The following is a 12,013-nucleotide window of genomic DNA, read 5'->3' on the forward strand; positions in this document are numbered from 1 at the left end:
TAATTATGTTAGAAACCAAACACGAAAAAAAATCATTTACCATCACGGTTATCTTACACGTGCTGTTAATTGCATTGTTATTTCTGTTGGGCTTTAAATATTTAGACCCGCCACCAGAGAGTGGTATTGCCATAAATTTTGGTACTTCTGAAGTTGGTTCAGGAGAAGAGCAACCTACCGAGCCGGTAAAATCTGCTCCTCAACAAACCACTGTTCCAGAAGCTCAAACTCAGCCAGAACCGGTTATAGAAGAGGAAGTGGTAACCCAGCAAATGGAAGAAGCTCCGGTAATTCAGGAAAAACAAAAACCAAAGCCGGTAGTAGAAAAGGAGCCGGAAAAACCTATAGAAGAACCACCGGCTAAAAAGCCCGAACCCAAACCAGACCAGTCTACTACCGATGCTATGAGTAGTATTCTAAACGGCCCTGAACGCTCCGGCACCGAAAGTGGAGGAGAAGGTAACGATAATCAGGCAGGCGATAAAGGCGATCCTGATGGTGATCCTAATGCAAGTTCCTATTACGGAACTGGCTCAGGCCTTGATGGAGATGGCAATTATCGTTTAGGTGGAAGACGCGCCTTAAATAAAGAAAAATTCGTTCAGGATTGTAATGAATCCGGGATTGTGGTGGTTCGTATTGAAGTAAATCAAAACGGACAGGTAATCAGTGCCACTCCGGGTGTAAAAGGAACTACTAACAGTGCTTCCTGTTTAACAGATCCTGCGAGAAGGGCTGCAATGGCAACTCGATTTAATAGCGATAACAATGCACCTTCACGTCAGGTAGGAACTATTATTTATAACTTCAAACTTTCTGAATAAGTGGCGGGATATACTAAAACTGTCGAGTGGATGTTTCAGCAGTTGCCTATGTACCAAAGAGTAGGTGCGCAGGCATTCAAAAAAGATCTTTCCCGCACCATTAAACTTGCCGAACATTTAGGTAATCCGCATAAAGAATTCAAGTCGGTACATATTGCCGGTACTAATGGTAAAGGCTCCACCAGCCATATGTTGGCTTCTGTTTTGCAGGAAGCCGGGTATAAAGTGGGCTTATATACATCTCCACATTTAAAAGATTTCAGAGAACGAATTAAGGTCAACGGGGAATTTATTTTAAAGAAAACGGTGACAGGTTTTATTAACGAGCATAAAGATTTTTTAACAGAAAATAAATTTTCCTTTTTTGAAATGACCGTTGGGATGGCTTTCGACCATTTTGCCAGGGTAAAAGTAGATATTGCTATAATTGAAGTAGGATTGGGCGGTCGCCTTGATTCCACCAATATTATTACTCCTGAAGTTTCAGTCATTACCAATATAGGTTTAGATCACACCGCATTTTTAGGAGATACGCTGCCAGAGATTGCTTCGGAAAAAGCCGGAATTATAAAAGATAATATTCCGGTTATAATTGGCGAGAAACAAAAAGAAACTACTAAAATATTTACTGAAAAAGCTCAACAGCATAATTCAGAAATTTACTTTGCACAGGATTTAAAACTTCCAAAATATCATACCGACCTAAAGGGTGATTACCAGAACAAGAATATAAAAAGCGTGATCGCTGCAGTGAAAGTTTTGAGAGAAAAGGGCTGGGAGATTCCGGAGGAATGTCTTAAAAACGGACTTAATAGCGTTAAACTGCATACTTCGCTACAAGGTAGATGGGATATTTTAAAGGAAAAACCTAAGGTAATTTGTGATACCGCCCATAATACCGAAGGCTTAACTTTGGTCTTTAAACAACTTAAAAAAGAGAAATTTCAGCATTTACACATTGTTTTAGGCGTGGTAAACGATAAAGATTTGAATAAAATTCTTCCATTGTTTCCAAAAACCGCCATTTATTATTTTTCAAAACCGGAAGTTCCACGCGGGTTGGAAGCTGAAATTCTACAAGAAAAAGCTGCAGAATTTAGCCTGGAAGGCAGGGTATTTAATTCGGTTTCAGAAGCCTACGACTCTGCTGTAGACGCGGCCTTAGATGAGGATTTGGTCTTCGTGGGGGGAAGTACCTTTACGGTAGCAGAAATAATTTAATTTTTTTGAAATTTTTCTTGGTGTAGATTAAAAACTAATCTATATTTGCATCCGCATTCAGGAATAGGGCGCGTAGCTCAGTTGGTTCAGAGCACTTGGTTTACACCCAAGGGGTCAGGGGTTCGAATCCCTTCGCGCCCACAGAAATTCAAAAGGCTTCTATAAAAGGAAGCCTTTTTTTAGCTTAACGTTCACAACTTTTCAATAAAAAGAAACTAGTTTTTTTGAAATATTAAGGGCGCGTAGCTCAGTTAGTTCAGAGCATCCCGATTTGCATCGGGAGGGTTAGGGATTAGAATCCCAGAATTATAGTCGGACTTTCAAGTATTAGAAAGTCAAATTTATTGAAATTAGGGGCGCGTAGCTCAGTTGGTTCAGAGCATCCCGATTTTACATCGGGAGTGTCAGGGATTAGAATCTCAGAATTATAGTCGGACTTTCAAGTATTAGAAAGTCAAATTTATTGAAATTAGGGCGCGTAGCTCAGTTGGTTCAGAGCATCCCGATTTGCATCGGAAGGGTCAGGGATTAGAATCCCAGAATTATAGTCGGACTTTCAAGTATTAGAAAGTCAAATTTATTGAAATTAGGGCGCGTAGCTCAGTTGGTTCAGAGCACTTGGTTTACACCCAAGGGGTCAGGGGTTCGAATCCCTTCGCGCCCACAAAAACCCAAGGTTTCCATTTTCGGAAACTTTTTTTATATTTAGTAAAATGTAGCTCAGTTAGTTTAGAGCATCCCGATTTTACATCGGGAGAGTCAGGGGTTTCCCGAAGTGAATTCGGGACAGGCTGAATCCCTTCGCGCCCACTTTTACTCCCAAATCCCAAAGTTTACCTACTTCAGGGATTTTTTTATGCCGAAATTTTACGTTTACATATTGTTTTCTGAAATGTTAGATAAATATTATATCGGTTCTACTAAGGATATTGCTACCCGATTGGAAAAACATCGGCAAAGTAAAAAAGGTTTTACCGCAAAAGCCAGGGATTGGATAGTGGTTTATTCTGAGAATTTTGAAAGTAGACAGGAAGCAATAAAAAGAGAGCGTCAAATCAAAAAGTGGAAAAGCCGGAAAATGATTGAAAAATTAATTGAAAAGTAACTCAGTTAGTTCAGAGCATCCCGATTTTACATCGGGAGGGTCAGGGGTTTCCTGAAGTGAATTCGGGACAGGCTGAATCCCTTCGCACCCACTTTTACTCCCAAATTCCAAAGTTTACCTATTTGAGGGATTTTTTTATGTCGAAATTTTACGTTTACATATTGTTTTCTGAAATGTTAGATAAATATTATATCGGTTCTACTAAGGATATTGCTACCCGATTGGAAAAACATCGGCAAAGTAAAAAAGGTTTTACCGCAAAAGCCAGGGATTGGATAGTGGTTTATTCTGAGAATTTTGAAAGTAGACAGGAAGCAATAAAAAGAGAGCGTCAAATCAAAAAGTGGAAAAGCCGGAAAATGATTGAAAAATTAATTGAAAAGTAACTCAGTTAGTTCAGAGCATCCCGATTTTACATCGGGAGGGTCAGGGGTTTCCTGAAGTGAATTCGGGACAGGCTGAATCCCTTCGCACCCACTTTTACTCCCAAATTCCAAAGTTTACCTATTTGAGGGATTTTTTTATGTCGAAATTTTACGTTGGAAAATCTACACGTGGAACCCACGCAACCTGTGGAAATTTATGCCTTTATTTAAGTAGTAGTTTTCTCCTCTGCTTTAATATAGGTAGCCAGATATTCTGCGTCTTTTTTAATTCCGCCTAAAGTGGCAGAACCCCGGGTATGTAACCAGGGAAGTCCTATAAAATAAAGACCTTCAATATTACTGATTCCACGATTGTGTTTGGGATAACCGTCTTTAGTAAGTTCCAGACCATCTATCCAGCTAAAATTTGGTCTGTATCCCGTAGCCCAAACGATATTCTTTAATTCTTCAATTTTACGATTTTCGGTAATAATAATTTCGCCTTTAGCATTTTTGGTTTTTCCAACAGGAATTACATTATCCCTTTTCAAAATGCCTTTTACATCGGTTCCAATTATTGGTTGTTTGGACTGACTCAACTTTTTTCCCAGCCAGGTTTTTCGGCTAAAACTTAAAAAACCAATTTTCGTGAACCACCACCACAATGTTTTTCCTAAAATCTCCTGCGGGAGCACATGTACATCGGTAGCGCCGGAAAAATAAGTAGTTCTATTGGTTTTGGAAATTTCATCGAGAATTTGAAAGCCGGAATCTCCTGCTCCCACGACCATTGCAGGGCCCGCCTTTAATTGCTCCGGATTTTTATAATAGTTACTATGAATCTGGAAAACTTCATCTGAAATTTTCTTTGAAAAGGAAGGCGTATATGGAATATGAAATGGTCCGGTAGCAATAACTACATTTCGGGATTTTATCTCACCACTTTGATGTTTCAGGATAAAAAAATCCTCTTCTTTAGTTACTTGCTCTACCAGGGTATTTAATCTAACATTTATATCAAATTCAGCTACATAATTTTTAAAATATTCAGCTACATCTTCTTTACTGGGATAATAGCCTTTTTCTGCCGGGAAATCCATCCCGGGTAAATTGTTGAATTCTGAAGGCGTAAAGAGTTTAAGCGAATCCCAGCGGTTTAACCACGAAGCTCCGACTTCCTTTTCCTTATCAACTATTATATACTCTTTACTCATTTTATTGAGGTAATAAGCCATTGAAAGTCCGGCCTGTGCACCACCAACAATTATAAAATCCAGCATTAAGTTTAATTTTTATCAAAGGTAGGCTTTAATTTCTGCCCGTTTAATCCTGCAAAAAGATACAGAATTGCTAATTTTATATGAAATTAAGCTTATGGAAAGAAAGATAAAACCTTATGTACTGGCCGAAACCAATTGGAAACACGTTAAAGATGAAGAGTTTACTATAGCAGTTTTACCCTGGGGCGCTACCGAAGCGCACAATTACCATTTGCCTTATGCTACCGATAATATTCTTGCGGAAGAAGTAGCCATAAGCTCGGCAGGAAAGGCCTGGGAAAAGAATGCAAAAGCAGTGGTATTACCAACTATCCCGTTTGGAGTTAATACCGGACAAATGGATGTGAAACTCTGTATGAACCTTAATCCCAGTACCCAATATGCCATTTTAAAGGATGTTGCACAGGTTTTACAGAAGCATAAAATTAACAAACTGGTCATCTTAAACGCGCACGGCGGAAATAATTTTAAGCAGATGATCAGGGAGTTAAGTCTTGAATTTCCGGATATCTTTGCCTGTTCCGTAAACTGGTGGCAAACAACTGATGCAAAACCTTATTTTAACGAACCCGGAGACCACGCAGGGGAACTGGAAACCGCAGCAGTGATGCACTTAAGGCCGGAGTTAGTCCTGCCTTTAGAAGAAGCCGGAGACGGCAAAGCCAAAACTTTTAAAATTAAAGCTTTTAAAGAAGGTTGGGCCAGTACGCAAAGGGAATGGACACAGGTTACCGCAGATACCGGAGTTGGAAATCCTAAAGCAGCAACTGCTGAAAAAGGCAAAATTTTCTTTGAACAAGCCACCGATATGATCGCCGATTTCTTCGTAGAATTACACTCGGCCGATCTTAAAGACATGTATCATTAACTTCTGAAAAACCCATGCTTAAAGCTTTAGCTTATATTTTTGGATTTTTACTTTTAGGTGAGTTAATCACCTATTTTTTTGAGCTCCCAATTGCCGGAAATATTCTGGGAATGTTCCTTATTTTCCTGGCTTTACGGCTTAAAATTGTAAATCTTGAAGATGTAAAACCTGCTTCAGATAAGTTAATAAAATACCTGGTCTTGTTCTTTATTCCTTACGGTGTGGGCCTAATGGTTTATTTTAAAATCATCGCCGATTATTGGCTGCCTATTTCAATAGCAGTTATCGCCAGTACCATCATCACGCTCTATGTTTCAGCAATTATTATTGAAAAATTCGGGAAGTAATGCAGGATTTTTTTCAATTACCGGTATTTGGGGTTTTTATAAGTATAGTTGCTTTTGCAGGTGCACGTGAGCTTCGGAAGAAATATAATTACATATTGCTGAACCCGGTGCTGGTAGCTATTGTATCTATAATTTCCTTTTTACTAATTTTCAATATCGCTTTTGAAGATTACAACCGGGGTGGGAAATTTATAAGTTTCTTTTTGGGGCCATCTGTGGTTGCTTTGGGCGTTTTCTTTTATGAGAAATATGAAGAAGTAAAACAGAATTTAAAAGTGTTCTTACTTTCGGTAGCCGCGGGTGGAGTAACCGGGATTTTAATGGTAATCATTTTTCTCCTACTTTTTAAAGTTCCTGATTTTATTATTGAATCGCTCGCAGCAAAATCGGTTACCACACCTATCGCTATTGAAATCACCAAACTCACCGGTGGAATTCCGGAAATTACTGCAGGAATTGTAATAGCAGTTGGAATATTCGGGAACGCTTTTGGACCTTTTATTCTAAAGAAATTGGGTATAAAAAGCAAAGTGGCTATTGGTACGGCGTTGGGTACAGCCGCCCACGGAATTGGTACTGCCCGGGCTTTTGAAGAAAGTAAGCTGGCCGGAGTTTACAGTGGACTCGCAATGTGTGTCAACGGAATTATTACCGCACTTATCACTCCGTATTTGCTTCAGCTATTTTTTGGGCTTTTCTCCTGACTCGTTTCGTTTTGTTCTCCGCTTAAAATATTCAATAATTGAAGGTGCGGTAAATCCGTGAACTACTATAGATATTAAAATAATATAAGCAGTAATCGAGTATAATTCATTTTTATGTTCAAAGCCTTCAAATTGAACAAAAGCCCAGGCAAGGTAAAATACTGAACCAATTCCCTTAATTCCAAGGAAACTAATGGCAAGTTTATTTTTAAAACTGTCTTTTATTCCTGCCATACTTATAATTCCCGCCAGTGGTCTTATAATTAAAACAAAGGCAAAAGCGAACACAATGCCGCGCCAGTCGGTAAGACTTAGCACTCCGTTTATAATAGAACCTCCAAAAAGAATGATCCAAACCACAAGCAGAATTCGCTCAATTTCGTGCACAAAATCGTGCATTTTGGTTTTATAATCTCCACTAACTTTTTCGTAATGGCGAAGGCTTAATCCGGTAAAGAAAACAGCAAGAAAACCGTAACCGTGTAGGAGTTCTGTAGCACCGTAACTAAATAAAGTTAGGGATAATGCAAGGAAACCATCAAAAGTTTTAATGCCGGCGTATTTGTGTACTTTGTCCAGAATAAAACCAATAGCATTTCCAATCGCAAAACCTGCTATAGTTCCTATTATAATTTTTAAAAAGAACTTATCCAGCATCCAATCGGTGAAATCAAAAGCGGCCCAACCTCCGGCTTGTGCTACCAATACCGCCATATAGGTGAAAGGGAATGCCAGGCCGTCGTTTAAGCCGGCTTCTCCGGTAAGTGCAAATCTAATTTTTCCTTTATGTTCTTTTTCCCTTTCAGGATCATCAAGTTGAGTTTCAGAAGCTAAAACAGGGTCTGTGGGAGCAAGGATGGCAGCAAGTAAAAGCGAGGAAGGGACACTAAAGAAAAGAAAATTTTTACCCAGGAAATAGGCTGAAGCCATGCAAAGTGGCATCGTTAGAAAAACAAGTAAAAGAGGCCTCTTCCAGGCCTTAAGACTGTAATTTTCACCAATTTTTAAGCCGGCGCCCATCAGGGATATAATCACGATCATCTCAGAAAAATACATAAGGCCCTCATCAGCCCATAGGGGGTCTGGCCATCCAATAGGCAATCCAAATCCTACCAAAAGAAAACCAATTAGTAAAAGAATTATAGGGCCGCTGATTTTTATTTTGTTGGAAATGGAAGGTAGCCAGGCCATGATGAGGGTGGTGAAACCAATTCCAGCTAAGATCCAGTAGTGTTCTTTCATACAATTATAAAAATAGGAGATTTTAATTGATCCTGTATGATCCTCTCTAAACTTTTGCAAAAGTCTAACAAGTCAGGGGAAATATATTTTATATTATTAGTTAACCAACTGATATTTATCATATTAAAATATTCTTTTACGGTCTAAATTTGAGAGACTAACCAAAGACCGTAAAGCATGGATACTTCTTTGTTTCTCGCTAAATTCTGGGGCTGGTACCTTTTGATTTTCTTTTTTGTACTTAGTTTTAATCCCAGAAGAATACAACAGATTTTTGAAGATCTGAAAGATCATAAATTTCTGATTTTGGCCGCCTTTGCCGCAATCATTATAGGTTTACTTAATATTCTCTTTCACAATATCTGGGAACTGGGCTGGGAATTTATAATAACCGCCCTGGGTTGGACCTCCCTCTTTGTAGGCCTTGGACTCTTTGTTTTCCCTGACCCTACCACCAAAAAACTTACCGTACTTAACCTCAAATTTGTACAGGTTATTTACGTGCTGCTATTCCTTTTGGGAATTTTCCTACTGAATATGGGTTATCAACTCGTGTTATACTAAAATATAAGATTATGAAATTCATTAAAAAATTTAGGGAACTCTCTATAAAGGACGTGGCTGAGGTAGGCGGGAAAAATGCATCCCTTGGCGAAATGTACAACGAATTATCTTCTGAAGGTGTTTTGGTGCCAGATGGATTTGCGACTACTTCAGAGGCTTTCTGGATTTTTATAAAGTCGAATAATATTGAGGAAAAAATAAAAAGCCTGTTAAAAAACCTGGACCGGGATAATTTTGAAAACTTAAGTAGGATTGGTGCTGAAGCCAGGGAATTAATTTTGACAGGAAGTTTTTCTGAGGATTTTTCCGAAGAAATAATTACAGCCTACAGGGATCTGGGAGAAGAGGGAGATATACAGGTTGCGGTAAGAAGCAGCGCCACTGCTGAGGATTTGCCCAACGCGAGCTTTGCCGGCCAGCACGACACTTTTCTAAATATTAAGGGGTCTGAAGCTTTGCTTAATGCGGTTAAGAATTGTTTTGCTTCCCTTTATACCAATAGGGCCATAAAATACCGGGAAGACCAGGGATTTCTACATCACGAAGTCGCGCTCTCTGTGGGGGTTCAAAAAATGGTGCGTTCGGATATTAGTTGCTCCGGAATTGGTTTCAGCCTGGAACCCGAATCGGGTTTTAAGAATATTATTCATTTATCTGGAGTTTGGGGATTGGGTGAAAATATTGTGCAGGGGCTGGTAAACCCAGATGAATTTGATGTTTTTAAACCAACTATTGATAAAGCTGAAAATCCCATTATTCAGAAAAAGCTGGGACATAAGGAACTTTCTATGGTTTACGCCGAATCTAGTGGCCATTCTTCAACTGTGAATATTGAAACTCCGCTCGAGAAACAGGATAGTTTTGTTTTGAGTGAGGAGGAAGTGATTAAGCTTTCCCGATGGATTTTAGTCATCGAAAAGCATTATAAGCGTCCCATGGATGTGGAGTGGGCAAAAGACGGGTTAACCAACGAGCTTTTTATAACCCAAGCCCGGCCCGAAACAGTACATAAGGATGGGGATAAACGATTTTATGTGGAATTTCAACTCAAAGAAAAAGGTGAAATTTTAACCAGCGGAAGCGCTATTGGCTCCAGCATCGCAACCGGGAAAGCCCGGTTCTTAAAATCGCCGGAGGAAGGCCATAAATTAAATCCCGGTGAAATCTTAATCACCAATAACACCAGTCCGGATTGGGATCCTGTACTAAAATTAGTAGCAGCGGTGGTAACCGAAAGAGGGGGGCGAACAAGTCACGCGGCAATTGTGGCCCGGGAGCTTGGGGTTCCGGCAATTGTGGGAACAAATGATGCTACTGAAAAAATTAAGGATGGCGAAATGATTACCGTTTCCTGCGAGGGGAAGACCGGTTTTGTATATAAAGGCGCGCTGGAATTTGATCAAAAAGAGATTGATTTTGGAAAGATTTCCCTGCCAAAAACCGAAGCTAAATTTATACTATCAGATCCGGACAGGGCTTTTCAGCTTTCTTTTTATCCAAATAATGGGGTTGGCTTATTGAGAATGGAATTCATCATTACCCATAAGGTGAAAATCCACCCTATGGCTTTAGTGAAATTTAAAGAGGTCAAAGAAGATGGAGCTAAAAAAATCATTGAAGAATTGACCTGGCAATATAAAGATAAACGCGACTTTTTTGTAGAAGAATTATCCCGGGGAATTGCAGTAATGGCTGCTGCTTTTTATCCTAAAGAAGTGATTGTAAGACTCAGTGATTTTAAGAGTAACGAGTACGCTAATTTAATCGGAGGTCGACAATTTGAGCCTTTGGAAGAAAATCCTATGCTGGGTTTTAGAGGTGCAGCACGTTATTATCATCCCAATTATAAAGAGGCTTTTGAGCTGGAATGCAAAGCCATAAAAAGGGTTCGGGACGAAATGGGCCTTGAGAATTTAAAAGTGATGGTCCCTTTTTGCAGGACTATAACTGAAGCGAAAAGTGTAATTGATTTAATGAAAGAATTTGGCCTGGTACGTGGAAAAAAATCCCTTGAAATTTACATGATGGTTGAAATTCCCTCCAACGTAATTCTCCTGGAGGAATTTGCTGAATTCTTCGACGGATTTTCCATTGGCTCTAACGACCTCACCCAACTTACTCTTGGAATTGACCGCGATTCAGAATTAATGGCGGGTGTGTTTGATGAAAATAACGCTGCTGCAAAAGAGATGATCGCAACATCAATTCAAAAAGCCAGGAAAGTTGGAAAAAAAATAGGACTTTGCGGGCAGGCACCCAGTGATTTCCCTGAATTCGCTTCTTTTCTTGTAGATGAAAAAATAAGCAGTATTTCCTTTAATCCCGATGCGCTTGTAAAAGGAATAGAAAATATCAATAAGGCAGAGGTCGTACGGTAAAAACTACGCAATGTTATAAAATCTGCATGCTATTTCTGTTGAAATCCTTTCTAAATTTTAAATAGATGTCATTCCAGGTATTATGATGGCGAATTAATCTTATTTGATATTGACGGAAATCATACTTTTTTTGTTTGATTTGGCTTAATTTCAATAGGTCATAAAACATTTAATTATGGAAAGTATAAGGAAAAGGCCGAAAGGCGATTTTATTGCCGAAGCCAATATGGAGCAGCTCTATACGCTGACGAAACACTGGAATTCCGACCTGCATTTTTTTAGAGACGATCTTAGTTTTCTGCATAAACTTTTAGACAGCTATTTTATTTGGATAGATAAAGATGAAAATTATAAAATGGCTTCAAAAATGAAAAATGAGCTTTTAAAGTTGAGGGAGCGATGCGGGGATTTATTGGAGAAGACCGATAAGCATAGGGAACAAATAGGAAAAATGATTTTGGAAAAAATGGAAGATTCTAGGGTTTTTAGATTGGAACACGAACATTTGGAAGACGAGATAGCAAGTTTTGTAAAGGCGTTCAGGTTAAACAGGTTAGAACTTTTTAAGATAACCGAGTATATAAAAGACACCGATAAGGTGCCGGAGATCTCCTGAAATGAATGCTGAAAAATTAGCCTAATCTATAGCAAAGTGACCCTCATCATATTTTGAGAAGTAGCTTGAACCTAACTTTGAGGAAACATTAAAACCTACTAGTATGCTCATAAATATTCAGTTTATAAAAACAAAAGGAAGTGAAGTTTTAACCCAAATTGTATCCAAAAACCTAAATAAACTATCAGATAAATATGACTGGCTTATAAAAGCTGAAGTTTTTTTTAAAGAAGAAAATGACCCTACAGGAAAATCAAAGATTTGTGAGATCGAGTTAAGTGCGCCCGGGCCAAGGATCTTTGCTTCCTCAACCGAAGAAAGTTTTGAATTAGCCATTAAAAAAACCGTCTTCGAACTGGAGCAGCAGCTCAAAAAACGAAAAGCTGTTTTCGTAGCACATTAAGATGCTTATAGGGACTGTTTAAATTTTAGATTTTACAACCCATAGCGGTTAAGCTCAATTTACCTGACTTTTAGTGAAATCATTTTTTAAGCAGTC

At 38.9% G+C, this 12,013-nt stretch carries 13 protein-coding genes and 2 tRNA genes; 13 read left to right on the forward strand and 2 right to left on the reverse strand.

Annotated elements, in window-relative coordinates; genetic code table 11:
• Positions 1-5 precede the first annotated feature (5 nt).
• From LB467_RS02640 to LB467_RS02665, 6 genes are all read left to right on the forward strand, one after another.
• Positions 6-824 carry an energy transducer TonB gene (locus LB467_RS02640; protein WP_224472470.1) on the forward strand — a complete coding sequence of 273 codons (819 nt, stop codon included), beginning with the start codon at positions 6-8 and terminating at the stop codon, positions 822-824.
• Positions 825-854: 30 nt separating this feature from the next.
• A complete protein-coding gene (locus tag LB467_RS02645) occupies positions 855-2,045 on the forward strand; it encodes a bifunctional folylpolyglutamate synthase/dihydrofolate synthase (protein ID WP_224472471.1) in 1,191 nt (396 codons plus the stop codon).
• Positions 2,046-2,111: 66 nt separating this feature from the next.
• Positions 2,112-2,186, forward strand: a tRNA-Val gene (locus tag LB467_RS02650).
• A 448-nt stretch (positions 2,187-2,634) separates the two neighbouring features.
• Positions 2,635-2,709: transfer RNA gene (locus tag LB467_RS02655), tRNA-Val, on the forward strand.
• A 192-nt stretch (positions 2,710-2,901) separates the two neighbouring features.
• Positions 2,902-3,150, forward strand: coding sequence for a GIY-YIG nuclease family protein (locus tag LB467_RS02660; RefSeq protein WP_224472472.1), 249 nt, complete (start codon positions 2,902-2,904; stop codon positions 3,148-3,150).
• Between the two features lie 137 nt (positions 3,151-3,287).
• Entirely contained in the window at positions 3,288-3,536 is a 249-nt protein-coding gene (locus LB467_RS02665; protein ID WP_224472473.1) for a GIY-YIG nuclease family protein, read from the forward strand.
• A gap of 206 nt (positions 3,537-3,742) precedes the next feature.
• Here LB467_RS02665 and LB467_RS02670 read toward each other — a convergent pair whose 3' ends face one another.
• Complete coding sequence (locus tag LB467_RS02670) at positions 3,743-4,795, reverse strand: flavin-containing monooxygenase (protein WP_224472474.1); 1,053 nt, start codon at positions 4,793-4,795, stop codon at positions 3,743-3,745.
• A 94-nt stretch (positions 4,796-4,889) separates the two neighbouring features.
• Between LB467_RS02670 and LB467_RS02675 the strand changes: the two genes are divergently transcribed.
• From LB467_RS02675 to LB467_RS02685, 3 genes are read left to right on the forward strand one after another with little or no spacing between them, the layout of a single operon-like run.
• Positions 4,890-5,663, forward strand: a complete 774-nt coding sequence (locus LB467_RS02675; RefSeq protein WP_224472475.1) for a creatininase family protein — start codon at positions 4,890-4,892, stop codon at positions 5,661-5,663.
• 14 nt (positions 5,664-5,677) lie between these two features.
• Positions 5,678-6,010 (forward strand): CidA/LrgA family protein, encoded by a 333-nt coding sequence (locus LB467_RS02680; RefSeq protein WP_224472476.1) that lies wholly within the window; start codon positions 5,678-5,680, stop codon positions 6,008-6,010.
• The gene (locus LB467_RS02685; RefSeq protein WP_224472477.1) at positions 6,010-6,714 is read left to right on the forward strand and encodes an LrgB family protein; all 705 of its coding nucleotides are present in this window, start codon (positions 6,010-6,012) and stop codon (positions 6,712-6,714) included. The genes LB467_RS02680 and LB467_RS02685 overlap by 1 nt, the downstream gene beginning before the upstream one ends.
• Here LB467_RS02685 and LB467_RS02690 read toward each other — a convergent pair.
• Positions 6,691-7,956, reverse strand: a complete 1,266-nt coding sequence (locus tag LB467_RS02690; protein WP_224472478.1) for a cation:proton antiporter — start codon at positions 7,954-7,956, stop codon at positions 6,691-6,693. The two genes, LB467_RS02685 and LB467_RS02690, sit on opposite strands and share 24 nt — an antisense overlap.
• Positions 7,957-8,133: 177 nt before the next feature.
• Between LB467_RS02690 and LB467_RS02695 the strand changes: the two genes are divergently transcribed.
• From LB467_RS02695 to LB467_RS02710, 4 genes are all read left to right on the forward strand, one after another.
• Positions 8,134-8,520, forward strand: a complete 387-nt coding sequence (locus LB467_RS02695; RefSeq protein ID WP_224472479.1) for a hypothetical protein — start codon at positions 8,134-8,136, stop codon at positions 8,518-8,520.
• Between the two features lie 11 nt (positions 8,521-8,531).
• Positions 8,532-10,898 (forward strand): phosphoenolpyruvate synthase, encoded by a 2,367-nt coding sequence (ppsA, locus tag LB467_RS02700; RefSeq protein ID WP_224472480.1) that lies wholly within the window; start codon positions 8,532-8,534, stop codon positions 10,896-10,898.
• 175 nt (positions 10,899-11,073) lie between these two features.
• Positions 11,074-11,514, forward strand: coding sequence for a hypothetical protein (locus LB467_RS02705; protein WP_224472481.1), 441 nt, complete (start codon positions 11,074-11,076; stop codon positions 11,512-11,514).
• A 103-nt stretch (positions 11,515-11,617) separates the two neighbouring features.
• Positions 11,618-11,917, forward strand: coding sequence for an HPF/RaiA family ribosome-associated protein (locus tag LB467_RS02710; RefSeq protein WP_224472482.1), 300 nt, complete (start codon positions 11,618-11,620; stop codon positions 11,915-11,917).
• Positions 11,918-12,013: the final 96 nt, after the last annotated feature.

Origin of the sequence: Salegentibacter tibetensis (assembly GCF_020164485.1) — a bacterium.
GTDB lineage: Bacteria > Bacteroidota > Bacteroidia > Flavobacteriales > Flavobacteriaceae > Salegentibacter > Salegentibacter tibetensis.